At 52.8% G+C, this 24,397-nt stretch carries 27 protein-coding genes; 7 read left to right on the forward strand and 20 right to left on the reverse strand.

Annotation, left to right across the window (positions count from 1 at the left end; translation table 11 throughout):
• Positions 1-259 (forward strand): hypothetical protein (locus DHN10_RS18405; protein WP_159087077.1); only part of this gene is annotated, 259 nt, incomplete at its 5' end.
• 38 nt (positions 260-297) lie between these two features.
• Positions 298-483: a zincin-like metallopeptidase domain-containing protein gene (locus DHN10_RS18410; RefSeq protein WP_267895728.1), complete on the forward strand. Its 186-nt coding sequence runs from the start codon at positions 298-300 to the stop codon at positions 481-483.
• Positions 484-625: 142 nt separating this feature from the next.
• Here DHN10_RS18410 and DHN10_RS20060 read toward each other — a convergent pair whose 3' ends face one another.
• The 4 genes from DHN10_RS20060 to DHN10_RS18430 form a co-directional block, all read right to left on the reverse strand.
• A complete protein-coding gene (locus DHN10_RS20060) occupies positions 626-1,042 on the reverse strand; it encodes a hypothetical protein (RefSeq protein WP_234417191.1) in 417 nt (138 codons plus the stop codon).
• 54 nt (positions 1,043-1,096) lie between these two features.
• The gene (locus DHN10_RS19815; protein WP_159087079.1) at positions 1,097-1,465 is read right to left on the reverse strand and encodes a hypothetical protein; all 369 of its coding nucleotides are present in this window, start codon (positions 1,463-1,465) and stop codon (positions 1,097-1,099) included.
• A 260-nt stretch (positions 1,466-1,725) separates the two neighbouring features.
• Complete coding sequence (locus DHN10_RS18425) at positions 1,726-2,373, reverse strand: hypothetical protein (RefSeq protein WP_108816825.1); 648 nt, start codon at positions 2,371-2,373, stop codon at positions 1,726-1,728.
• The gene (locus DHN10_RS18430; RefSeq protein ID WP_108816826.1) at positions 2,373-3,086 is read right to left on the reverse strand and encodes an AAA family ATPase; all 714 of its coding nucleotides are present in this window, start codon (positions 3,084-3,086) and stop codon (positions 2,373-2,375) included. Before DHN10_RS18430 ends, DHN10_RS18425 begins: the two co-directional genes overlap by 1 nt.
• Before the next feature lie 722 nt (positions 3,087-3,808).
• Between DHN10_RS18430 and DHN10_RS18435 the strand changes: the two genes are divergently transcribed.
• The 3 genes from DHN10_RS18435 to DHN10_RS18445 are packed head-to-tail and all read left to right on the forward strand — an operon-like array spanning position 3,809 to position 9,243.
• Positions 3,809-4,384, forward strand: a complete 576-nt coding sequence (locus DHN10_RS18435; RefSeq protein WP_108816827.1) for a helix-turn-helix domain-containing protein — start codon at positions 3,809-3,811, stop codon at positions 4,382-4,384.
• A complete protein-coding gene (locus DHN10_RS18440; protein WP_108816828.1) occupies positions 4,371-7,025 on the forward strand; it encodes a relaxase/mobilization nuclease domain-containing protein in 2,655 nt (884 codons plus the stop codon). The genes DHN10_RS18435 and DHN10_RS18440 overlap by 14 nt, the downstream gene beginning before the upstream one ends.
• On the forward strand, positions 7,018-9,243 hold the full coding sequence (locus DHN10_RS18445; protein ID WP_108816829.1) for a type IV secretory system conjugative DNA transfer family protein: 2,226 nt from the start codon (positions 7,018-7,020) through the stop codon (positions 9,241-9,243). The genes DHN10_RS18440 and DHN10_RS18445 overlap by 8 nt, the downstream gene beginning before the upstream one ends.
• Before the next feature lie 48 nt (positions 9,244-9,291).
• Here the strand turns inward: DHN10_RS18445 and DHN10_RS18450 are convergent, their stop codons facing one another.
• The 14 genes from DHN10_RS18450 to DHN10_RS18515 form a co-directional block, all read right to left on the reverse strand.
• Positions 9,292-10,398, reverse strand: a complete 1,107-nt coding sequence (locus tag DHN10_RS18450) for a type IV secretion system protein (RefSeq protein ID WP_108816830.1) — start codon at positions 10,396-10,398, stop codon at positions 9,292-9,294.
• An 11-nt stretch (positions 10,399-10,409) separates the two neighbouring features.
• Positions 10,410-10,817, reverse strand: coding sequence for a hypothetical protein (locus tag DHN10_RS19820; RefSeq protein ID WP_159087080.1), 408 nt, complete (start codon positions 10,815-10,817; stop codon positions 10,410-10,412).
• Positions 10,810-11,019 carry a hypothetical protein gene (locus DHN10_RS18460; RefSeq protein ID WP_108816832.1) on the reverse strand — a complete coding sequence of 70 codons (210 nt, stop codon included), beginning with the start codon at positions 11,017-11,019 and terminating at the stop codon, positions 10,810-10,812. The genes DHN10_RS19820 and DHN10_RS18460 overlap by 8 nt, the downstream gene beginning before the upstream one ends.
• Positions 11,016-11,999, reverse strand: coding sequence for an ATPase, T2SS/T4P/T4SS family (locus DHN10_RS18465; protein WP_108816833.1), 984 nt, complete (start codon positions 11,997-11,999; stop codon positions 11,016-11,018). The genes DHN10_RS18460 and DHN10_RS18465 overlap by 4 nt, the downstream gene beginning before the upstream one ends.
• Positions 12,000-13,379, reverse strand: a complete 1,380-nt coding sequence (locus tag DHN10_RS18470; RefSeq protein WP_108816834.1) for a TrbI/VirB10 family protein — start codon at positions 13,377-13,379, stop codon at positions 12,000-12,002.
• Positions 13,376-14,074 (reverse strand): TrbG/VirB9 family P-type conjugative transfer protein, encoded by a 699-nt coding sequence (locus DHN10_RS18475; protein ID WP_108816835.1) that lies wholly within the window; start codon positions 14,072-14,074, stop codon positions 13,376-13,378. The genes DHN10_RS18470 and DHN10_RS18475 overlap by 4 nt, the downstream gene beginning before the upstream one ends.
• 2 nt (positions 14,075-14,076) lie before the next feature.
• A complete protein-coding gene (locus DHN10_RS18480; protein ID WP_108816836.1) occupies positions 14,077-14,733 on the reverse strand; it encodes a virB8 family protein in 657 nt (218 codons plus the stop codon).
• Between the two features lie 13 nt (positions 14,734-14,746).
• Positions 14,747-15,592 carry a type IV secretion system protein gene (locus DHN10_RS18485; RefSeq protein ID WP_108816837.1) on the reverse strand — a complete coding sequence of 282 codons (846 nt, stop codon included), beginning with the start codon at positions 15,590-15,592 and terminating at the stop codon, positions 14,747-14,749.
• Positions 15,589-16,698, reverse strand: a complete 1,110-nt coding sequence (locus DHN10_RS18490; RefSeq protein WP_306419277.1) for a lytic transglycosylase domain-containing protein — start codon at positions 16,696-16,698, stop codon at positions 15,589-15,591. Before DHN10_RS18490 ends, DHN10_RS18485 begins: the two co-directional genes overlap by 4 nt.
• Before the next feature lie 199 nt (positions 16,699-16,897).
• Positions 16,898-19,261 (reverse strand): VirB4 family type IV secretion system protein, encoded by a 2,364-nt coding sequence (locus tag DHN10_RS18495; RefSeq protein ID WP_108816839.1) that lies wholly within the window; start codon positions 19,259-19,261, stop codon positions 16,898-16,900.
• Positions 19,251-19,529, reverse strand: a complete 279-nt coding sequence (locus DHN10_RS18500; protein ID WP_108816898.1) for a type IV secretion system protein VirB3 — start codon at positions 19,527-19,529, stop codon at positions 19,251-19,253. Before DHN10_RS18500 ends, DHN10_RS18495 begins: the two co-directional genes overlap by 11 nt.
• 11 nt (positions 19,530-19,540) lie before the next feature.
• Positions 19,541-19,831: a TrbC/VirB2 family protein gene (locus DHN10_RS18505; RefSeq protein WP_108816840.1), complete on the reverse strand. Its 291-nt coding sequence runs from the start codon at positions 19,829-19,831 to the stop codon at positions 19,541-19,543.
• Complete coding sequence (locus DHN10_RS18510; protein WP_108816841.1) at positions 19,828-20,454, reverse strand: lytic transglycosylase domain-containing protein; 627 nt, start codon at positions 20,452-20,454, stop codon at positions 19,828-19,830. Before DHN10_RS18510 ends, DHN10_RS18505 begins: the two co-directional genes overlap by 4 nt.
• 46 nt (positions 20,455-20,500) lie before the next feature.
• Entirely contained in the window at positions 20,501-20,887 is a 387-nt protein-coding gene (locus DHN10_RS18515) for a hypothetical protein (RefSeq protein ID WP_108816842.1), read from the reverse strand.
• A gap of 164 nt (positions 20,888-21,051) precedes the next feature.
• On the opposite strand from DHN10_RS18515, the gene DHN10_RS18520 reads away from it, so the two are divergent.
• The gene (locus DHN10_RS18520) at positions 21,052-21,354 is read left to right on the forward strand and encodes a hypothetical protein (RefSeq protein WP_234417192.1); all 303 of its coding nucleotides are present in this window, start codon (positions 21,052-21,054) and stop codon (positions 21,352-21,354) included.
• A 172-nt stretch (positions 21,355-21,526) separates the two neighbouring features.
• Here the strand turns inward: DHN10_RS18520 and DHN10_RS18525 are convergent, their stop codons facing one another.
• On the reverse strand, positions 21,527-21,889 hold the full coding sequence (locus tag DHN10_RS18525) for a hypothetical protein (protein WP_234417193.1): 363 nt from the start codon (positions 21,887-21,889) through the stop codon (positions 21,527-21,529).
• A 402-nt stretch (positions 21,890-22,291) separates the two neighbouring features.
• On the opposite strand from DHN10_RS18525, the gene DHN10_RS18535 reads away from it, so the two are divergent.
• The gene (locus DHN10_RS18535; RefSeq protein ID WP_108816844.1) at positions 22,292-23,314 is read left to right on the forward strand and encodes an IS110 family transposase; all 1,023 of its coding nucleotides are present in this window, start codon (positions 22,292-22,294) and stop codon (positions 23,312-23,314) included.
• A gap of 295 nt (positions 23,315-23,609) precedes the next feature.
• Here the strand turns inward: DHN10_RS18535 and DHN10_RS18545 are convergent, their stop codons facing one another.
• Positions 23,610-24,194: a poly-gamma-glutamate hydrolase family protein gene (locus DHN10_RS18545; RefSeq protein WP_108816901.1), complete on the reverse strand. Its 585-nt coding sequence runs from the start codon at positions 24,192-24,194 to the stop codon at positions 23,610-23,612.
• Positions 24,195-24,397: the final 203 nt, after the last annotated feature.

A 24,397-nucleotide genomic window follows, 5' to 3' on the forward strand; every position in this document is an offset into this window, starting at 1 on the left:
CAGCCGCCTGTCCCTGTTGCGTGAAGGCGCGCCATCAGAGGCCCTGTTTCCGGCAGACCCTATCCTGTTTTCAATCTGGGCCGACGGGTATCTGACAGCCTGGGAAGCCCACAAACCTCAATGGTCCGCAAAATCTCTCGGAAAAGACAGCAAAGCCATGCGTACGCTCCTCGAAGAGGCGGCGGATTGCAAAACCAAAACCGACCAAGCGCCAAAGCTACGCAAATGGTTGATCGCGAGCGCCGAAAAACAGAAATGATGCTGCTTATCTGTTGACTGTCAGGATAAGTCGCCGAGATCGGCGCGTGCTTTCTGGGCGTGCAGCTTGGTGTTGCACCACAATTTGATCAAAGCGCGGCCTATATCGAAGGCTGGCTAAACGCCTTGAAAGCCGACAAAGACGTGATTTTCAAGGCCGCTGCAGAGGCGCAAAAGGCCGTCGATTACATCAACAATCGAACGACACAGGAAAAGGCCGCATAGGCTCATACACTTTGCTTCTGGTGTTCCACGCGTCAAAGCGTGGGACTTCATAGAATGGCTTAAATTGACGCCTGGCCGAGACAGGCTGGCGCCTATCGCCGCCACCCGCCCGGCGCTTCGCGCCGAGGCCCATCGGGGCCGGTTAGGTGCATGAGAACATCATTGGGTCACCAAGAGTGACGTCGTAGCTGCCCGATGCGTCTTCAATCACAACCGCTCCAGACGCGCGGAACCCATCAAGCAGAGATTGCCAGACGACGGTTTCGATCAGCGCCTTTGCAACCCGGCCCTTTTCCAATTTTGTTTGGACCGCCATGCCGTCGCCGAAACGAAAGGTCATATCCTTTGTTTCAAACGGGTCAGATCCGACCTGTACCAAAAGTGCACTCTCGGACGAGCCGTAGACGCTGTTTGGGTCGCAAACCAATGAAAGGGACACGATCTGATTGGGTGCTGTGTATAGATCGAGACCCCTCAGCATCTGGTGTTCCCAGGCGAACGTTGCTGATCCAATAGCCGACACGAAAGCGGCGAAAGCGAGTGTTCGACGAGGTTGCATGCTCTGCCTCCAAATTTGGGGCGATCTTAGGAAATTCTACCTGCCGATGGAAGTTCAGCCGATGTTTCCGTCGGCATCTTTCCATTCGTCGGTCCAGACATCAAAGGATGCCACCACATTGCCGCGTGGATCGCACAAGGTTGCCATGCCTGTAGTTGTCTTGTCGCGTGTGAAGGCCGCACCAACTATGCGCAGCAATGTTTCGCTCGTCGCAAAAATCGATCCAAGGGTGCGACTGCCATCCATTATTCGTAGCTCGGACATGCACGCCTCAGGCATGATCACATTCGATCTTGGGCCGTCTTTCCAGCATGGCATCTGGGTGCCGTCATTCCATTCATAGAGCCACCCCACAAGTTCTCTGGTTTCGGCGTCGAGGATGCGGTTAATGGCCCTAGCGTGTTCTCGTGTTGACGGTTGCATATCTTGATCCTCTGACTTTACCGAACGCAAAGCTCAATTGGCCTGATCCACGACATTGTGGACGCAGGTTTCAGCTCAGCCTGAAACCTTGCTGAGCGGCGAGCGTGAGAGGATGGGGGTGAAGCGAAATCGACAGGGGTGGTGCGGCCCGCAGGGCTGCAGGCCCGAGGACACGGCCCTGTCTATTTTGCTTCAGGGGGAAGGAAGCCTAAACTCCTTCCCCCTTCTCAGAAAGATTGAGGATCGGTTTGCCGATCCACCTAACCGTATTTTGCATTTAGTTCGGTTATGACTTCGTCCATGCAACTCCAAAAGAGAGGCTCAAATTGCCCTCGGAGCATGGCTCCATCTGATAGCAATTTGAGTGGATCGTGCTTTTCTCTCAAATCATCTATCAACATTGCATCAACTGCCTTGGTGGTTTTGTAGCCCTGCCGCATGGGCATACGATCTCCGTCAGGCTTTTCGACAAATTTCGGTTCTGGGTTAAATCGTTCGATTGCGCGGCGACCAGCAAGCGACATGACATCTTTTGTTGCAATTCCGTGTGTGCTCAAGGCCTCAAGTTTTGCTTGATGGGAGGGCGTGATTGACGACATCAAGGCAACTTGTCGTTTGCTCCCCTCCCCTACTGGTTCGGCCTTGGGTTTCGGTGCAATTTTTGTGGTTTTTTGTTTGGGTTTGCGCACGGGCTTTGCTGCAGGCGCAATTTCGGCCGATGGTTTCACCTTGGGTTCTGATGGAGCTTCCGTTTTTGCCGCAGGCTTCGCTGTCTGTTCAGCTTTGACCGGATTTCTCCGTTCGACCGGATCAACTTCGTCGGGCATATTGGTTGGCAGCTTCGCTGTGAAGTCCGAGGTGTATTCAGGGTCACTTCCAGCGATTTGAGGTCTGCGTTTACGTACCATCAGCTTGCCTCCAGAATGTCGTTGAGGATCGATGCAGCCTCTTCAACGGCTTCGTCGAAGTGTTTGGCATGTACGCGAACGAGCCCGTATCTGCTCTGTCGTCGTTCCTCCGCTATTTTGTGCAAGAAACCATAGCTTGACGCGTCCTTGTGCTGTTTTCTGGACATAAAGTACTCAGGGATAACAGGAAAACTCTTAACTGCGCGTTCCTCAACTTCTGTCTCCGCAACGCTTTGTTTTGCCGGTACTCCAGAGAGTACGACTCGAAACGATGGAAGCGCCTTGGGATCATCAGTTCGGTCCTTGAGCCCAACATACCAATTGAATGTGTCTTTCGTGATTTCCATGTCGTCATCGCTCAACATCATTGGGACGACGAGAGCATCGCTGGCAGCGGCGAGATCATCTGCCCAGGAACCTGCTGCGCCAATTGTGTCGACAAATATGAAGTCTGTTGAACCTTCTTCCCACGCTTCATCTGTCTTTGCCGCCAGCTCGTCCGCTACTGTCAGATGCTCTATCGTGAAGAGTGGATCGTCGATTTCGAGCTTCCTTGCCCATCTTGCAAGCGCTTGTTGCGGATCGGAGTCGTAGACGATGCATTTTTTGCCCTGAGACATTGCGGCACTGACGAGCGCTCTTGTTAGCGTCGTTTTTCCTGCCCCGCCTTTTCTGGTCATTATTGTAATGACCTTCATGTTGTCGTTGCCCATTGTTCAGTGTTTCCTGTCTCGTGTTGCTCGTTCTGTGTTCGGCGTTGATTGTTCTTTGTTTGGTGCCGATTGTTATGCGGGTATTGTTCACTGTGTCTTGTTCTGCGTCAAGCGTCCTGTGTCCTGTGTCCTGTGTCCTGTGTGCGTTGTATGGCGTGCGGTGTCGCGTGTTTGTTGTTCGGTGGCGACTGCAATGTTGCGGGTGCGGTAAGCGTTCGTTGTTGCTTGATCGGTGTGGATTGTTCGCCGTATGGTGTCGATTGTTCGGTGTGCGTTGTCCCTTGCATGGGCTTTAAGATCAGGTGCTAGGTTCAAAACCGACTGACTCCCGTAGATTGTTCGGTGTGTGGTGTTCGGTGTTTCTTGTTCGTTGCTGATCTAAGCACATGACGGAGTATTTCGACATGCTGGGGAAGGGGAGGGGGCAAAAAAGAGTCTGGGAGCGCCTGTAGGGGCCGAGAAGTAGCCTTCTCCACAAATTACGAGGGTAGGGGAGGGAAACGGGGTTCGGGCCGCTCAGCGGGCGCTGTACGACTGCGCGCACTAGCGACACTCTTCTTTGGTCTGACCTTTGGCCAGACGAGCGATCCTTCTGATCGCCTGAAACGGAATACACTCAGTTATAAGAAAACGATTTCTTATAAGATATACAGTAACCTATAATTACTGTATACCGGGCTGAGTGTATGAAAGTGGCAGGAAATAGGGAGTCTTTGTTCAGTATGGTGAAGCGCAAGCGCCTCAGCCGTGATGAACGATTGGCAATCGTTCGAGAACGTAAGCAGGGTAAGACCCATAAGGTGTTGGCGGAGGAATTCGGCGTCACCGAGCGGGCGATCTATTATACGTTGCGCACTGAAAAAGAGCGCCGACGAGAATCAAGCGCCCGTTCCAAGACCATTTCAGTGACATTGACACCGGAAGAACTAGCAGAGTTTGATGCCTTCTTAGGACGACAGGGCATCAAAAACCGGTCGGAAGCACTCCGTCGATTGATCCAAAGTGCCAATGGCATCTTTCAACCCGACGAGCATTTGGCGGGCGAGCTGCAAAGCTTTAGGGCCGCTTTGAACCGCGTCGGGAACAACGTAACGCAAATTGCCAAGCGGCTGAACGAGGCAAAGAACCGAGGCACAGCGCCGATTTTCGGCGTTCAAAGTCTTGAACAGATCCGGTCGTTGTCTGGCTTCACATTAGATTTCGCTGACCAGATCGACATTTTGGTACGGCGCCATGCCCATCATATGACGCTCGAAGCACATCAAACGCTCAAGGAGTTTGCTGATGGCGCGGAGTAATGCAGTCCAGGTCGTCTCAGGTGAACTCTTCCAGGAAGGCTGGAGCCGCGTGCGTGGATCCATGCAAGGCTTGGGTCAGAAGCGGCAGCAGATGGTGCGTGCCGCGTTTGGGCACCGCGCGGCAGTCTTCAAAGCGATCCGGCACGGTGGCACCCACACCAAAGGACAGCTTTCTAACCAGCTGAACTACCTGACCACTAAGTCCTCCCACATCATCGATAGCCGGGGCATTCATGATGGGAAGAAGACATTGAACCAGGATGAGATCAAATCTCTGGTTCAGCAGTTCACAAACCGATGGGACAAGGGGTTCAACCCAAAGCTAGGTCATACGTCGCATATGCTCATGTCGTTCCCACGCGGCACGACAGGAGAGCATGTTAGAGACATCGCGGCAGGGGTGTGTGAACGGTTTTTCCAGAATGACGAGCGGAATTTTGACTACATTATCGCCGTGCATCAGGACCGCGACCATCCTCACGCGCATGTCGTCCTCAACAGGCGTTCGCAAGAAGGCGAGTTGTTCTATTTGGGGCGCGATCATCACTTCAACTACGATGATCTTCGCTTGGCGATGGTCGAGGAGGCTGAACGGCATGGCGTGCGGCTTGAGGCAACACGTCGTGTACATCGCGGTGTCGCTGATTACGCACCCCGAACACGTGAAGTGTATGAGGCCAACGCCGAGGGAAGAGAAGCTGTTCAGCGGGAACGGATTGGTTCTGATCTCGATCGAGCATTGGCGGACATAGCATCCAACGCAATGATTTACCGTTCTCTGGCCGTCGAGGCGTCGGGTGAGAACAGAGAAGACATTGAGAACGCCTTGCTGAAGGCCAGCGAAATCCTCGCTCGCAACGGGCACCTCAAACAAAACGGAGACGTATACATGGCAACTGAGCTGAGCTTTGACGACCTGAATTCAAAATTCTCGCAAGAACTCCAGCGCGTTTCTGCGATGATCAGTGAGGCACCGGACGGTCAACGTGCCGCGATGCAAAAGCAGTTGTCGTCTGCTTTGCAGCCCGTGGCTCACATGCAGCCGCTCGGCCTGCGGTCATCGACGCTCAATCAGGCTCCAACCGCGACAGGTGTCTATTCCGAAACGAACATAAATACCGATCTGGTCGGAAAGTTGCGTGAAAATGAAACCCGAGCACATGTCGAGACCGCCCTTCGTGGTACCGGTATCTCGTCGGAGGCCGTCATCGACAGGATTGAGCAGGGGGCCAACAGTGCTGCTTTGGAGCGTCAATGGTACGCCGATGACCTGCAAAAGATTGCCGAAAACTACGATCTCAATCTGGAACGCCAAGAAGATCTTCGTGTCGCGGCCGACAAGCTCGATCAGGCGCATGTTGCTCTGGGATCGGCTTTAGAACGCGCCGAGGTGATACGTCGAGATGGCGTGGTCGATCAAGAAAGAGACGCTGTATTCCACAACGACGGAGATAGTGTTGACGAGATGAGCCGTGAGGTCCGGCAGGATCTGAGAGGGCAGGGGCTTTCTGAAGCCGAAATAGAGCAACGTGTGGACGAAATCACCATTCGAGCCGAAGTGCGTCTCGAACAGGAACAAAGTGCGTATATTGAACGCCATCCTGAGCTATTGGCGCGTCCCGGTGATGTGATTGATACATCGGACCCCACAAATACTCGCATCGTTGATCAAGACAGGGCTGATGCTATCGACCGCGAAATTGACGAAATCATTGATCGAGCTGACTCGACGTCCACACTAAGTGACGCCATCTCAGCCGACATGAAGCAGCGCTATCCTGATATGCCAGATCATTTGGCGCGTGGCATTGCTGTAACTTACGTCGCATCGTTCGAGACGAACAATCGGGATGAGATTATTGAGGCAGAGCGGTTGTCGGCCCGAGATGAGGTGGGTCGACATGAGCTAGCGGAACGTCTTGCAAATGCTGCTGGGGTTGAGCGGACAGAGCGAGAAGGCATCGCCGCGAGCGAACGGTCTCTTATTTCTGAGGTTGAGCGCGGTGTTGCGGATCAATTTGACGGGCGTGCCAACGAGTTCACCAAATTTGAGCCGTTGATCGTACATCGAGGTTCAGTCAATGGCGACAATACTAATACAGCGGTGAGCGCTCTTCAGCTGGCGGCTGATCGAAGGGAAGGGCGGCTTGATGCCCTAGACGAGCAGCGTGCCGATGCGCTGTTGCGTGATACGATGCGTGACTATGATCACCACTTTCGCGGCGCAGATCTAAATGACGAACAGCGCGCAAATCTTGAGGCATTGCGATTAGAATATGTGCCCGTGGGCGTCAACAACACCGAAATCGCGCGGGTTGTCGAGCACGAGAGAGTAGACAAGATCAATTCACCATTTGCGGATGCACAATCTCGGGAATCGTACCGTTCGGAAATCGAGCGTGAGCTCGATGATGCACAGATCGAAGCATTACGGGATGGAGATGCGGACGCCCTTGGCGATGTCATCGATAACAGACTGGATCGTCTCTATGCGGCAAAGGCTTATCTGCAATCTGATGAAGCGACGGCGAATAGTGACGCTGTCCGAGAGGTGGTCTCAGAGATCAATGAAGAGGAGTTCGACGCTCATCGACTAAAAGCGGTACCGAGCCACAACGAGAAAGGCCAGACACATGGATAAGGGCAAGATGGCTGTTGGCATCCTTCTTCTTACTCTGGTCGGCCTGGCGTTTGGATACGTCATCGCATCGGCTTGGATGTCTTTTCGTGATTATGGCCTGAGTGCCGAAATCGACTTCTTCTACATTGCTCAGAACTATTTTGGCCTACGTGATTACCGGCCCGATGACTTTCGTCTTATCAACCTGATTGTTGTTGGTTTCGGGTTGGCCGGGTTGCTGTTGAGTGCAGTATTGTCTGGCTCTGCGCTTACGAAGTTTGGCCGCACACACTGGCAGCGCGCGGCTGAGATGAAGCGCAACGGATTTTTCGCAAAACCCGGTGCCGGTTTCATCCTGGGCAAGATGGGAAAGCCAAAAAGCGGCGCGAAGTTCATATCATCAAGCGTATTTCCCCATGCTTTGATTGTCGCGCCGACGGGACGGGGCAAAACAACGGGGTTCGTTATCCCAAATCTTCTTACGTTCAGCGGGAGTGCGGTTGTCCTGGATGTAAAGGGAGAGAATTTTGAGGCGACGGCTCGGCATCGGTCGTCGCATGGGGATGATGTCTATCGGTTTGCACCCACCGATTGGAAAGACAAGCGTACGCACCGGTACAATCCATTGCTGCGCATCGCACAACTGAAAGATCCAAACCAGCAGCAGATGGAATTGCAGTTGCTCGCGACGTTGTTTCTGCAGTCCGACAGTGATCGAACAGCAGGTCTTCTTAAAGGCGGTATCGACCTGTTCGTTGCTGCTGGTTTGCTGGCGTTTGAGCGCAAGCGTCCGACCTTGGGAGAGATTTATCAAATCACAGCATCTGGCGGGGACAAACGGAAAGAATGCATGAATCTGCGCGATGAGGTTCAGAATAGGGCCGCGAAGCTCATATTCGAACGCATGGCGTCGATGAACAATGATACATTGACGTCATATATTTCACTATTGATGACTTCCGGCTTGGACCAATGGAGCAATCCGGCCATCGATGCGGCCACCCGCGTGTCCGATTTTGACTTCAGAACTATTCGCAAGAAGCCTTTCACTGTCTATCTGGTTGTCGCGCCAAATATGGTTCGCCCCATGGCGGCTTTGATCAGGTTGTTTTTCTCGGACTTGATTTCGTCGCTTCAAGATAACGAGCCAGGCAAAGATGAGCCTTGGCCGGTGATGATCATGTTGGACGAATTCAATCGCTTGGGAAAGATGCCGATCGTCGTCGAAAGCATAGAGACGCTTCGGGCCTATCGAGGACATTTGGCCGTTGTTACACAGACGATTCCGGCGCTTGATGAGATTTACGGCGAGAACACGCGAAAAGCACTACAGGGCAACGCTGGTGTGAAACTCTACCTTACCCCATCGGATGAAAAGACAGTTGAAGAATTGAGCAGCGCTGTCGGCATGACAACAAAACGGGTCGTCACAAGATCTCGGGCCATAGGTAGAAATCCGTTCGAAGGCCGCAGTATGTCTGAACGTACCGAGGAAACTTCGCTGCTTCCAAAAGACGAGGCGCGGAGAATGCCCTTGGATGAGATTGTCATGATCGTTGACGCCCAGATGCCGATAAGAGCGAAGCGCATCCAGTACTTTGATGATCCCTACTTCAAGAAGATCCATGCCACCCAAAAAGGTGCACTGCCGTTTCCAAAGCCCGCCGTGGCAACCAAGGCAAGACATGTTCCGACAGTGGTTGCAACAAGTGCTAATCTGGTGGCTGAAAAGCTTGATACGGCAGAGACGGAGAAGGAGGCGCCTGGAACGCCTCCCTCCGCTCGCAGTGTTGCGATTGCGATGGCAACAGAGAGTTCCGGCGGCCAGCTCAAACTTCCATCTCGTAAAAAGCAACGCTCGGCAGCTCTAGAGACTGAGGATGGAACGGTGGCGCAGGGGGCACTCGAATTACAAGTCCAACAGAGACTTCAGTTCGGAGGAACCGGCTCACTCAGCAATGACGATTCAGAGGCAATGCAAAAAGCGCTGAAAAGCCTTTCTGAAATTGGTGAAGTAGGGCAGGGCGGTGAAGTGTCGTATAGCCCATCTGGCAGCTCCGAAGTTTCGAAAACTGCCAATGAATCCGCCGACAGACAGCCTGAAATTCTCGTCAGCGATGAGGCTGGGCATGGAGGGGGCACCGTTGGTGATAGCGATGATACCCAAGTTCATCGTATTCGCGACGGAGAAGACATTGACGCAGCTTTCCTCGAGGAAGCTTCAGTGCACAAGGCCTAGTAGGAAGAGCGAAAGAACGAATGTAGGGCTCGCTATCGCGAGCCCATTTCATTTTTTGCCAGCATCTCGGATGCGTTGCGCGCGTGCAATTTGTCCTTCCATCTTCGCGCCGGTGCCGGTCGGCTGCGGAGGGGCAGGATTAGCTGGTGCGGAATTGTTAGCAGGCTGAAAAGTCGAGGCTCTTGACTGTGCCGGTTGCTGGATTCCAAGGAGCTGTCTTCCTCGAATTGCAGCATATTCTGCACCAGATGCCGTACCTACCTGATATCGATTATAAGCTTGTTGGCTACCGGCAGCGGCTCTTCCAAATGCGTAGGCTCCCCCGAGGCCCCCGGACAGGGCGGGCATAACGATATTTCCGGATATTGCTCTTACTAGGAATGGTGTGGCCAGAATAAACCCCTTCGCCATGAAGATCATCATGAAAAATGGCACCACAGCTCCTATCGTCGTTGCGCCATCGGGGTCGCCGAGTTCAGCAATGAGCGCATTCGAGACACCAATAATGGTGGCAAAGACCCCGGCAATAATGACTGGATAGATGCCGAATGATATCAACGCTGAAAGCCACCTTGCGAAGTAGTCTTTGGTTACGTCGAAGAGTGTAAGAAAAATCATGATAGGCGCGAGACCCAGTAGCAGAGCAATCATCAATCTTGCCGCGATCAGGAAAAACGCCGCGAGCCCACCCAAAAGTGACAAGAGAACAGTTCCGACGACGCCCATCACGGCGCCAGCCATCCAGTGCATGCCGTCGCCAATGGTGTTCATGTATTCCGAAAACTCCGCGATTATTGCGTCAAATGCCTCCGCAAATGTGCCTGAGGGTCCCGGTGTGCCGCCACCAACGGATGAGACGAGCGCTCCGGCAATGCTATCGATTCCGCTCAATACAGCAGTTGAGAATGAATTGAACTGCACCCAGTTGGTGGCAAATATTCCAATAAGGACAAGTTTGACCGCCAACCAAAAGGCAGAACGACCATCCATAGATCGGACCTGAAAGACCATATTGATGAAAACAAGTATGATCAGCAGTGTAATTGCTACCAACAATATGCTGCCGGTCGTTGCCGCTACAGCCCCAAACTGAGTTTCAGCAGCGTCTTCAAGGTAGCCGTCGGCAGTCTCTACGAAAAATGTGACGATGCTCATTTTTCAACTCCCTACTTCCAGTTGTTTTTAGCGATACAAATATCTCTGGCAGCTGGACGGTTTTTGTTGATGGAGTCCCGGTAGACCTTCGTGGTTTCTTGTATCTCCCATTGGTCTTCAAGCCGCGCATAGTTTTCCAGATAGTAGTTCACTGTGATATCCCATGCAGGGAATCTGGCGTCACATGAGCAGTCACCGGTTTCGACGATGGTTTGAAACGATGCAGCCCGATACATTCTCTGGACCAAGATTTTCTTTAGAGAATCTCGAACGTCCATATTTTCCAGAAAAGGCGGCTCTGACGGACGATCAGGGCATATTTCAGGCTGTGTCTCTGGAGTTGCTACCAGTTGGGCGGTTGCCTGCGATGGCAAACAGCCCAAAATGGATAGGGCGAGCATTCTAAGCAAATCAGACATTTTGTTCGCCCTCGTTGTCAGCATTGTTGTTGACCTCACGTTTGAGAAAGACCGTAAAGTCTGAGCCATTCATCGAAGTCCCAACAACTGAAACGATCTCAAAACCAGATTCTCCCCACTCACGGAGGGTAGCTTGCATAGCCGCATATTCTTTTTTGCCGTTTGCATCGAATGACAGTACTTCATGCTCGAATTTCTTCATTTTGTTTCTCCTTCCGTCTGACCGGGCAGGAAAAATTCCGTAATGCCACGATCACCATCGTGCCGAGCGGCTTGGATGATAACATCTATTGATTTTTCAATGTATTGTACCATGTCGCCATAGGTCATTGGGACGTCTGTTTTTAGTGCAGCGATGGCTAGGCGCTGAACCGCCAATTGGGGCGTTTCAGCATGCAGCGTTGTCATCGAACCGCCGTGACCAGTGTTGATCGCCTCGAGAAATGTCATTGCTTCCGCCCCACGCACTTCGCCAAGTACGATGCGATCGGGCCGCATACGTAGCGTGGAAGTAAGAAGGGCACCCGCCGAGCGCTGCTTGTTTTCGCGGTCGGCAAGTAGCGTGACCGTGTTAGGCTGCGATGGGATCAGCTCTGCGGCCTCTTCAATTGTGACAATCCGCTCTTCAGGCGGCACGTAAGAGAGGATTTTGCGGGCCGCGACAGTCTTGCCAGTAGATGTTCCACCCGAAACGATCATGTTGAGCTTGTGGTTCACTGAAAATCTGATCGCTTCGTAAATATCGCCGTCTTGAACCACATCCCTAAGTTCGCGGTTGCGCTGCAAGCGCTCGGCTTCCAGACTCTTTTCGGCACCAAACAGGAATTTCAGATCGATAGACTCCAACGGAAGAGTCGAAAAGAAGCGTAGCGAAATCGAAACGCCGTCGGCGACAGCCGGTGGCATTATGACTTGAGCTCTGACAGGGCGATCCCGGTACTTAATGCTGACAGACACAATCGGTTTGTCTTTGCTGATAGTTGTCTTGGCAGCTGAGGCGATCTGATTGCCGAGATCGTGAATGTCGGTATGCGACATGGTGTCTTTGAGGCACCTCATAAAGTGATCCCCTTGGAATTCACCCCAAATGGAACCGTCTGGGTTTATGCAGATTTCAATGACATCCTCACGCTTGGCATCAGCAAGCTTATCCAGGGACGCTTCTAGGTAAGCTCCGGACATTCAGAAGATCTCCAAGTCACGATCAACCATGACAGTAATTCTAGCGCCCTGATCGACGTAGATTACGGGCCCAATTGACAGATATTCATCGATCACGCCTTCGGTGCTGTCAGCAAAATCGTCTCCGACATCTTCGAGAATCTCGGCAGAAGTTTCGTCTTGCACTTGTGCGGCAGCCGCGCCGGGAAGGGCTGAAATCAAAGATATCAAAGCGGCGGAGCCGAACCTTTCTCCAAAACGGGTATCGACGAAGCCTGTAACACCGGAACGCCCCAGTTCATCCCCGCCGAAAGAGCTGATTTTGACGGTTTGGTTGTTGGGGAGGATGATCCTGTCCCATGCGACAGTGATACGGCTTTGGGCGATATCAGCACCCGCTCGATATCGCCCAATGAGCTTTGAGCCGCGAGGGATCAAAATTCGGGAACCATCGTATGAGTGAACGTCTTCGGAGATTACAGCGCGCACCTGGCCAGGCAATTCACTGGAAATCGCCGTTTCCATTGCAGCTTGGATCATTGTCCCTTGAACGACGGTATTGGCGGGGTTCGCGATGACTTCTGCCTGAGTGACGGTAGTTGGAAGCGCGCCATTCAATACAAAATCGGTGACATCACCAAACGTGCGTTCATCAAGAGCAGAGTCTGATCCACCCGAAGTTCCACCAAACGCAATAGTGGGCGAGTCGATTCGTGCTTGCTGGAAGGCTTGCTCATCGGCACGCCTCCGTTCCAATTCGGCCAATCTTCGGGCTTCTTCTTCGCGTTCGAGACGAAGCCGCTCGGCATCAAGCAGATCTTCTTGAGAAGGCCCTGGGGCAGGAGTCTGTTTTTGCAATTGCGCAAGCTCGAGATCCATTCTTAGTTGTTGAAGTTCGCGGTCTCGGGCAGCGAGTTCCTGAGCGAAACTATCTTGAGCATTTTGAGAAGATTCCTGCAGTGCCGCTATCTGTTCGGTGAGCGCATCGATTGCATCGGCTGCCGCTGAGTCTTCATCAACGACCGGTTCAGGTGCGTTTTGCAGTGCACTAATTTGTCTCTGCAATTCAGCCAGTTGTGCAAGTAATTCTGCGTTTGGTTCGGGGTCGCGTTCCACAACCACCACTTCTGGTTCTGGCGTTAGCGTCGGAGGAGGGACGAATGGAGCAATTTCGCCAAATCCATCTCCGCTGGTCTGAAATTCTTCGGGCTGTGCCGTAGGTAATGCGGCCTCTGGTTTTGGTTGAAGCGACAGATAAGCGAATGACCCCAAAGCGATTATGGCGGTGCAACCTAACAAGGCAAACAGCAGGGAAGGTCGTCGGTTTTGTGTGTCTCTTCCTCCGGGCTGTGAACCTTCCAGCACCGCAAGCCTTTCTCTTAGCTCATCGACTTCACTCATGAGCTTGCCCCCGGTGCCGAGACTTGAATGCAAACAATTTCATCGCCTAGGCGCAGAACCCATTGGCCACTCACGCCGGATACGCGCAAGACGCCGTCCTCGGTCTGAGTGCTGTTGACCGAGCGTTCCCGACCATTGCTGTATTGGAAAATAGCGGGGACCGGAGCGTTTCTTGGGAACTTGAAATAGGTGAACGTGCCGTCATCTGATACCGACGTGGGAGTGAAAGCAGTCCGATTGCTTGCGGCATAATTGAAGTTAGGTGCCTGCCTAGCGACAGCGTTCACGACGCGACGGTTCTCGTTTGGATATCGAAATTGGACCACATAGTAGGTCGGTGAGGCGCTTTCTTTGACGTTGAAGTAGTAGCTCCGACGGTTTGTGTAGACCGTGATGTTCGTATGAACACCACGCGCATTCGGTTTCACCGCAAACGCGCGCCCTCCAGGGACACCATCGAGTTGGAAGCCTTCAGTGTCACCAGCGACAATTGAGCGGATGGTCTCGCCCTGTCCGAATTCTACGGTGGTAACGTGTGTTAGGCTGACCTGAAGCCGGTAAACTTGCCCGTCTTGATAAGTTGCAAGTCTTACGCGTGCATCGTTTGGACCTGATCTAGGAATGGATTCCGAGAAAACGGGTGCCGCTGCTATGACCAACGAGAGCGACAAGGCGCTTGCGCGAAGAATATTCATGTTCAGTTCTCCAATCTGTCGGATCGAATGGCGTATTCTGTTACGGTAAAGCCGAACGGATTGGTCCAAACATCGTCAATGGAGCGGCGCTCTTCTGGCCGAAACTCGAACAGTAGCGTCGCGGTAAATAGTCCCGCTTGAATGCCCTGAGGCGATGTGAGGCGCTTGCGAATACGGACAGTTGCACGGTTTTCACCGATGCGATTGATGCTCAAGATTTCGACATCCAATCGAGCATTTGGTCCATAGACTTCTGGCGGATACACATCACTGTTGGCACTATTCCAGATGGATCGCATTGATGCACTGGCGGCACCGTCAGAGCGCTCAAGAATACTGCGAACGCGCACGTCATTGTCGAGTTGATTGTAGATCTCGCGATCGCTGACATAGCGAAATACGGCACTTTCGATAATTGCTTGATTTTGGGTGACTTGGACTGCCACGACAGAAGCATTGGGTAGTGCCATCCCGGTTTCTGGGTCGTAGGGGACAACGACAGGAGCTGGGTCGACGTCCAGTATTGCGACTGCCGCAGCGGCTAAGCATCCGGAGACGCCAAACAGAAGACCAACAAAAGCTAGTTTCTGCCATAGCTGCTCGCGACGGCGGGCACCGTAGATAAGCTCTTCTTCAATGATTTCTGCTTCGCTCGCCACGTTTTTCTCTTTCTTAGTCGGCTTCAAGCTCAGGTAGCGTGAAGTCCATGTATCGTTGTTCCTCGGCAATGGTCGCGGCGTCGATGACACCTGCTTGGCCCGACCCCACAGTCTGGACCGCTTCCAGTTGCCACATCGCGACCATCGCAATTGCTAGCTCTGCAGTTACGCGTGTATTGAGGTCCAAGCTGTCTTTGAGTTCTTCCATGTCGCCAATCATGTTCACCAACCGGTCGACACGCTGCAGGGACTGCCCGGCTTCTTCATATGAAGTTTGAGCGGCAGCGGACATGACTGCACCGGTCGTGGCTTGGGTTGCCGTCCGGGCGGCACCGTTGTTACCGCTAGTTGCCATTTCACGGAGTGTGTCTTCGTCGAAGCCTGCTTCTGCCAAGACGCGCGACATTTGGGTTTCAATGCGACCTGCATTGTTCCCTGCGAGACGTGAGAAGTCTCCCTCTCGGATTGCATCAATTGTCGCAAGAATGTCACCAAATTCCTGATCAAGTAGGCCATTCAGCTCATCTTCCATCTGAGTGCGAATGATCTCGGGCAGTTCCATTAGGCCGGTCAGCGCATTGTACGTCGCTTGCAATTCGGCAAGCTGCTCGGTCAGGGTTTCGTATTGTTCCCGCAACTGCAGAAGCTGTTCGTTCTGAAGAATCTCGTCCTCGATCATCTGCCGTAGTTGTTGGATTTCTTGGGCAATGTTGCGCGTATCCACTGTTGGAACGCCTTGTGCCATGGCCGCGTCACCGCTCCACAGTAGGGGTGCAGAAAGCGCACCAACCGTGAGCAAGGTTGCGATCGCCGTCGAGCGTCCGAAAGCCCCAATTGTGCTCAAGAAGACATTTGTCATTCCAATTCCTCCAGTGTGAAATCCATGAATTGTTGTTCGTTAAGTTGAGACGCAGCCATTGCCAATTCTTCGGCGCTGAGTGGTCGGGTTCTCGTCGCTTGCAATCTTGTTCGAGCTGCAATTAGGCGAACGAGTTCGGCCCGAGCGTATGCATTCAGCGCCATTGATTCCTGCAGGTCCTGAGTTTCGCCAATCCGTTGCACGATGTTCGCAACCCTCTGGGCCGCAGCCTGGATCGATGCCATCGAGTGGTTGCCGTAAGTCGCGGCACCGGCGCTCGCTAGCGACAGATTGGAGTTTGCAAGAAGTGCAGGGTCGATGGTGCCAAGCGCTTCAACGCCACCCATACTGGCAAGGTAGGCATTGTACTTTTGCGGAATTACAGTGACGTAATGCTGGGTTTCTTGGAAAGGTGGAACGCCGCTGTATTCGATCACGCGCCCGGGACCAGCATTATAGGCGGCCAAAGCATAGATGATGTTTCCATCAAACCGCGCAAGTTGGGCGGCGAGATAACGAGCGCCGCCTTCGACCTGAAGATATGGGCTGTCGTAATACTCTGGGTAGATGCCAAGATCTCCGGCGGTGCCTGGCATGATTTGGGTAAGGCCAAATGCCCCGACGTGGGATCTAGCGCCGATTGTGAAACGGCTTTCTTGCCATATCAAGGCCTGGAGCAGCGCACGCCATTGGCGGACTGATAGCCCTGCCTCACCGACGCCACCAAGAGAATGTGTTTCTTGTGCAACCTGGATTATCAATTGCTCGATGTTGAGCGCAGCGTCTCCGAACATTTGATCGCTGGCCGGGTTCGGATCTGCCTCACCATAAAGGAGATCCGCTGATTGTTCTGGCGTCGATCCTGTCTCCAACGAGGCCACCATCTCGGGGATGCCTTGCCCGCCAAAACTTGACTGAGTGTCGAGAATTTGCTGCAGCACGCGAAGTTGCTCACGCTCGATTTCGGTAAGCTCCTCTTCCACAGTTAGCGTTTCCCGCTGCACAGCGAGATCACTTTCCCGTTGAGCGTTTGCGGCCTGATTTCGGATCGCGAGGCCTGCGTCCACCGTCGGGACACCTTGAGCGACCGCAACGGTTGACCACATCAACCCAAAAGCAGTGGATGTCAGCAGTTTGCTCATTGAACGTCCGTCAACTCATACAGGTCTTCACCCTCGAGTGGCAGGAAGTCGCAGTTGAGATTGGTTGCACCGCGCGAAACGAAGCTAAAGCAGTTCGCTTCCGATGGTTGGTATTCTGTGCAAGCTCCCAAAGCTATCAGGAGCAAAATAGTTGCTTTCGTTCTCATGAAACTCTCCAAAAATCTGGTGATTGCCGATAATTCTCGCCAACCAACTGTTCGCCTTTTTCCATCCCCCCAAGGATTGTAAGAAGGGGGCCTAAGGCGGATAGGTCAGTGTCAATTACGACCGAGCCTTGATCATCTCTAACAAGCCCCAAGCGAGAGTTGCTGCCGGTGTTCAGCAACACGTCGAGTTCCTTATCGTGAAGGTTCAGCATCGCGTAGTCGGATGCATTCGCTCGAATGTTGGGAAGCAAAATCTGTGTTGGAACAGCTTCTATGATGGTCTTGCCGGTTCGGGTCTGCTCCAATTGGCTTGCATATTGGGTCATCATCACAACAACGGCGTTCTGTTTTCGAGCCGTGACCAACCAATTTGACAGCCGTTCTGCGAAGTAGGGATTGTCGAGCGCCTTCCATGCCTCGTCTATGACAATAACGGTCGGTTTGCGGTCTTCGATTTTCCTTTCAACGCGTCGGAATAGGTAAGAAAGAACGGCCATCCGTTCCTTTTCACTTTCGCTGTCTAGGATTCCGGTTAGGTCAAAACCGACGACGTCACCCTCAAGTGAAAATGTGTCCTCGTTGTTTTGCCCAAAGATCCAACCATAACGACCATTCTTCGTCCATTCTTGAAGCCGCTCGTGTAGGTCACCACCGTCATCGGTTGAAGCAAACAATGACGCGACATCCGTCCAGTTTCGCAATTCTACGTTTGGAGCGGTTGCATTTTGTCTGACAACTTCTTGGATGCGATTGGTTTGCGCAGGTGAAAGTGGCTTGTCAGAGCGGTGGATTAATGCCGCCAGCCAATCGGACAGCCAGGATTGTCCGCGTTCATCGATCTCCGTTCGCAGCGGATTGAGTCCGGTCGGCTCTCCCGCCTTTACGGATGAGAAACTACCGCCGTTGGCCCTTACGGCCATTTCCATACCCTGACGGTAATCGAAAACGAATACTCGTGCACCGACGCGGCGGGCTTGCGTTAGAAGAAATGCGGACAGAACGGATTTGCCTGAGCCTGGACGCCCGAGGATGAGAGTGTGGCCGCCTGTTGGCTCTTTGTTAGGCGAGCCTTGCTCATGGTAGTTGAACCAAAAGCCAGACTGCTCTGGCGTTGGAAACATAGTTATTGGTTCGCCCCAAGGGACTTGATCCCCGCGTTTGCCAAGTTGGGTGCGGTGGAAGGCCGCGAAATCAGCGAAGTTGCGGTTTGTTATTGCCGCTTTGCGGCTGCGGGCCGAAGTGTTGCCTGGGTGCTGGCCAAAGAAATGGGTTTTTCCTGCAAACCCCTCGTTGATCATGTTGACGCCCTCAGTGGCACCAATATTGCGAACTTCGCCAGCTATTGCGTCCAATTCTTCCGGTGAATCCGCGAATACTGTGACTGTCATGTGATGATCGCCAAAACTCAGACGTTTAGATTCCAAGTCATCCAATGCATCGGCGAGTTGTGCTTCAAGAGACAGCGCGCCGTCGTCGGCCGCTCGCATCAGCCGTTGTTGGCGCTTGATGCGGGCAGACATGATGTTCGAATTGATTGGAGTGAACGAGTGCGTGACGACCATATCGACCGGCAAATTGAGATCATCGAACATCGTGCAGGAAGTTTTTGCAGGGTAAGTTTTGACGGCAAATGTGGTGCCGCAGCGTGCGCCAACTGACCCACCGTCGACGAGGAATGATGTCCCCTTGAATGTCACACGGCAGTTCGAGATATCGTGAGACAGAAAGCCGTATTTTGACGACTGAAAAAGAGGCAGTTCTTGGCCGGTGTTCAGCCCACCAAGAAAACCCAACAGTTCGCCTGACGAAGCCGTGAGAAGCCGTGGGGTCATGTTCGAAAACGTCGACTTCAAGAATCCGACGACTTCGCCGAGTCGCCGCATTCGCTTTTGGGTTTGATCATGTAGCTGCAACATCGATTTTTTGCTCGAAAACGGCAACTTCGACGACAGCGGGGGTCGATGCATTACGGTCAGGGTTAGCGTCTTGTCGCGCAGTCCTTTTTGCGAGAGCGATGCTCTCCATTGGGCATCTACGCTAGCTGCGAAGCCGTCACCTTCGATTGCCCTGAGATCGGCTGATACGCCTTTCGAGACCTTGTGGACGTAGAACCCAAATTCGGGGCCAATCTGTGCGATGATCTGAGCAAAGAGGGCGCGCGTTTTGTCAAGGTATTCGTCGTCGGTCGTATTGCTGTTGTTTCCCTGTAAACGAATGCACTGAAAGAGTTCATTGCCTCGGGTACGGACCGACACGTCATCAACCAGGCTTACGTATGGAAGCATGTGAGCAAGTTGCTTTTCTTTTCTCGCCCACTCAGGAAGCAGTAGAACAGGATCGAAATGATCGTCACGGGGCATAGCTGTCACCTCCGTGTATCTTGCGGTTCGGAGTTGGTGGCGTTTCTTGCAAAGTCACAGCAACTACGTCGAGGAAGTGAGGGTCCCAATCGGCAGCCTTCCACAGGGCGGGGTAGGCAATCGCCGCAAATACAGCGATCGCCCAATGCTGGATCCAGAGGAACAGCAGAACAGAGCCGAACAACCAAACCATTGCGTACAGGATTGGCAGTCCCAAAAGCTTGGGAGGTCGTACAAGACCAATAAAGAGAGGCGATTGTTCTGCCATTGTCTCGAACCTCAAGAACCCCAAATTGCAGAAACGATGAGCGGCGCACCTGCAATGCCCGCGATGCCAACTAAGACCCACATTGCTTGACGGAAATCCACGAAGCCAAAGAGCCAGCCAAGGAAGACGCCGATGAGCGCGAGCGTTCCAATTACAATGCCCAAGGGACCAGTTATGGCATCCACGATGCCTTGAAGGAGGTTCTGAACGGGAGAGAGATCAATGCTCTGAGCGAGTGCCGGAGACGCTGCAAATAGCAGTATCGTTCCCAATGTGACGATGACGTTAGAGTTTGGCCTCATGAGTTTTCTCCTTCAAGTCTGTTGAAGACAGCCAGAACGCGGCTGACGTGATTTTGGGTTTCTCGGTAGGGGGGAATGCCGCCGTAACGGGATACGGCAGCAGGGCCAGCGTTGTATGCTGCCAAAGCCAGCCTTACATCGCCGAACTTCACCATCATTTGCGCAAGGTATCGGGCAGAACCGTCTAGGTTTTGCCGCCAGTCATGTGGATCGACGTTAAGGACGCGCGCTGTTTCCGGCATGAGTTGTCCAAGGCCAATGGCTCCAACGGTACTGCGTGCCCGGGGATCGTATGCGCTTTCAATCTCGATGTTTGAGCGAAATACAAGGCGCCACTCTGATACAGAAATTCCAGCGCGACGAAGGCCCGGGTGTGTTGCGTAGCGATGTGCGACCGCATCGATTTCGGACAGGATCTCAGGGCGCGGTGCTGAACGGTTCGGGGCAACAGTTGCTACGCGAAAGCTCTCGCTTTCATCGTCAGAGTCCAAATCCTTTTGGCCGAACAACTTAAGTTCGTCAGCAGCGGTCCCTTGACCGATGCCGTCGTTGTAGTTCCGGGAAAAGTTGTCTTGTGGGGTTGATGCTTCCAGCGACCCGTCGCCTTGCATCACAAGCACCATGCCTTGAGATAGGGCAGGGGTGCAGAATAGGATTAACGCAAAGGCGCTACTCCACGACGGTATCCTCGGAGCCTGAAGGGTCGGCGGCATCTGCAGGCAAGACTTGTATGCGTGCGTCGCCTTCGTTGAACGGAATATCTGCTGAATTATACCCGGCCGCATGAAGGAATGAGATAAGGCCGTTTGCGGTTTTGAATGTCCTAAATCTAATCTCTTCGATTCCGTCAGTTGGGATCGTAGTTGACGCAAGCATTCTGAATGCTGATTTGTCCGGTGAGAGAATCCGAATGAACCATTCTGCGTACCAGACATTGGCTTTTTTGAAGGCTGTGCTCTTACACACAACCTCTGCATGAAAACCTTCCCTGATGAGTTTTTGGAAGAACTGCGTGGTGACCACATTCGGCGCTTCTTTTTGTAAATCTATCGCCATGTTCACGCACTTTCTTCCGCATACGAACAAGGCACCCTCCTCGGGTACCCTGTTTCTAACTTCTTATAAGAAACCTGACAAGTTATAAGTTTTTTGCTTGCGCAGATTTCTTGCTTGTCGCACCATTACGCACGAAAGCCGTTGTTTCCAAGGGAATATGGGAGATGTTTGACGTGCAAAAAAGATTTTTGAGCATCAAGTGTCTTATTTTCTTAGGAGTTTTGTTCGCAACGACAGCAAGGGCAGAAACCTGTTTATCGCCAGCTAGACCGTTTGTTCCAAGTGACCCGCAGGCAACCAAAGAGTACAGCGACATCATCAAATCAGATTTCGAGACCTATATCAGCGAGATACAAAGCTACTTTCGGTGCTTAGATCAAGAGCGATCCCGAGCGTTCGAGGAGGCTCGTGAGGTTTCAAAAGAGTATGGTTCTTTTCTTACAACCGTTGGCGAAGTCAGACGTTGAATAGCAGTTTTTCGGGAACCAACTTGCCCGAATGGGGGTTTTCCCCAGACCAATACCGTCGTTGTAGTTTCGGGCGAAACTGCCCCGCGAACGCGAGGCTGCTAGTGTGCCGTCGCTTTCCTTCGTGAAGATCATTTGAGTGGGAGTCGTCGTGAGGAGGAAGGCTAGGAAACTAGCCTTCGATAACGTCGTCGTCCGATTGTGATAACGAGTAGCTCCAACGCTGCCCTTCGTTAACTGGGAAGGCAATAAGCGAGAAGCCGAGGTCGATAAGGAACGACATCAGGCCTATGACCGTCTTGAACGTTCTGATCCGAATGTGGTCGCCTTCGCTTCTGGCACGAGCAGTGACAAGCTGCTTTTCAACACCCTCTTCGCTGACAGCACGCAGAACCCAGAGTCCATGCCAGACCGAGTTCTTCCGGAAGGCAGCGGTCTTGCATACAACTTCGACGTGATATCCGGATTCAATTAGAACTTTGAAGCCGGCTTCTGTAACCACATTCGGCTCTTCTTTTGCTAAGCTCATCTCCATGGTCGCGCTCATTCGTTTGCTGGGTACACCGACACATTTGCATCGATGAACCAATACTACAATAATAGGGTTGTGTACACAAGGTACGGTTTTGTCTTTCGGAATTTGATTAGCAACGATTTCGAAACATACATTGGAGACATACAAAGCTACTTTCGATGCCTTGAAGAAGAGCGAACGCGCGCTTTCGAAGAGGCCCGAGAGGTGAGTTATAACTACGGAAGGTTCCTGCAAGTTACTGAAGAATAGGGCAGGGGCGGCCCTTACCAGACATTCATTCGCGGATCGGTATGCCGCGCTGCTGCGCGTCATTCCTGATGGGGTGGATGGCTCCTGCTTCAACCGGCGTCGCGATGCGCCATAATGCAGGTGTCAAAAACTGCTTATGAGAGGAGCCACCCCATGCAAGCTACCACAATCGGCATTGATCTTGCCAAGAACGTTTTTCAAATCCACGGCATTACCACCAATGCGGAAGTTGTGTTCAACAAGCCGCTGCGCCGGGCACAGTTTCTGCCATTCTTTACAAAGTTAGAGCCCTGTCTCGTAGGTATGGAATCCTGCAGTAGTGCCCATCATTGGGCCCGTGAATTGACAGCTTTGGGGCACGAAGTTCGGCTGATCCCACCAATGTATGTGAAGCCCTACGTTAAACGCGGGAAGTCCGACGCCATTGATGCCGAGGCGATCTGCGAGGCTGTGACCCGACCGACGATGCGGTTTGTGGCGGTCAAAACGATCGAGCAACAAGCCCTGCTGTCGTTGCATCGGGCACGCGATCTTTTGGTTCGTCAAAGGACGCAGTTGATTAATGGCTTACGCGGCTTGGTGGCTGAGTTTGGCATTTTCATTCCAAGAGGCCTGGCCCGTGTAATCGGCTTTGCCGAAGACATCACTCTGGGTGAGGTTTTTGATTTACCCGACATCGCCAATGAGGTGATCCTAAATCTGTCTGAACAGCTCATAGCGCTGCATAAACGGATCCGCTGGTACGAAGATCGTCTGAAGCAAGTTGCCAAAGAAGATGAACGGGTACGGCTACTTCGCACCATCCCAGGTATTGGCGCTGTCACTGCCTCAGCGATCATTGCCACCATCGGAGACGGACATCAGTTCCGAAACGGCCGGGAATTCGCGGCGTGGCTGGGCCTTACACCAGCAAACAAGTCCAGTGGCGGCAAAGAGAAATTCGGTCGAATTACAAAAATGGGTGATCAATACTTACGATCGTTGCTGGTGGTCGGGATGACCTCGTTGGTTCGGCAAACCCGATCCCACCCTGAGCGTGCCAGCAAATGGCTGACCGGATTACTAGAGCGCAAACCAGCCCGCGTCGCAACCGTCGCCATGGCCAATAAGACTGCCCGGATCGTCTGGGCGGTGCTTACCCGCAATGAACCTTACAGCCCACGCGCTGTGGCCTGAGAAGAGAAAGGAACAACGAGTTAGCAAGACCCGCGAGATGATGGTGCATAAGTCTGCCGCCAAAACCAAGACACTCCGCCGAATGTCCGGGGCGTAATTGCCCGAATTCCTGTAAGGAACTTGGTTTGCGGAACCCATCAGGGCCAGCGGTCAAATCCGCGCAAACAGGCCGGACACATGACTGCTTCTGACAAATGCACAAATCGGATCAAAAATGTCTTGCTATGCAGGAGCCATCCACACAGGCCATTCGCTGCATAGGCGAAAAAACTTGCAGATGATCTCATGCTGGTTGTCATCTCTGGGCAATGACCCTCCGCACGGCGCGCGAGAATTGGTTGAGAAGGTTGGGTTCGGAAAGCAGATCGCCACGGAGAGACTTCGGAATTTCAAGTTGCACACCCATTGAACGGCGGCCTCGATTGCAGATGTTGTTCTTATGCTCTCCAGCAAGCTCACCGCACCCAACTGCAGCATCGAAACCGTCCGACGAAAGCTCGTTAACTATGGCGTCTCTGGTAGCCGCATCCAGCCCTCCAACATGAACAGTCGCGGGATCATCGCGGTCTCTGCGACCATGGAAAGCTACTACGATAGCATGCTCGCTGACAATCTTGATTGCTTCCTCATCGTCGTATTTATGAGACGTCACATGCAAATCACTGTGAGGTCTTTTTCGAATACCCTCGAACAGGTACAGCGAATGGTCTTCGCTCGCCACGGCTTTAGCCAACTCGGACGTCCCCGGCTCAATTTTGCCTCCATGAGGGGCCATGATCAAACAATCCGAAGTTCTACTCTCGGCTTGCTTCTGATAGTCGGTCCCATCTTTCTCGACATCGTAGAGCTCCTTAAAGCTAGAATATCTATCTTTCGCCATTGTCCACCTATCGATATCCATCCAGTTCACATGGTAATTCCAACAAACGTCCTAGAGTGTTCGAAGCTGATATTGAAGATTGCACTGCATTCATCCGCGCAGCGGTCGGTTGAATGCCTGCGGCCCAAGCCTGCTGTTCTCCCACACTCGACGACGCTACCTTGCTGCGCGTCATACCGGACATGCCTAGTGGCGGACGCGAC

The sequence above is a fragment of the Loktanella sp. Alg231-35 genome (genome assembly GCF_900143545.1).
GTDB lineage: Bacteria > Pseudomonadota > Alphaproteobacteria > Rhodobacterales > Rhodobacteraceae > Yoonia.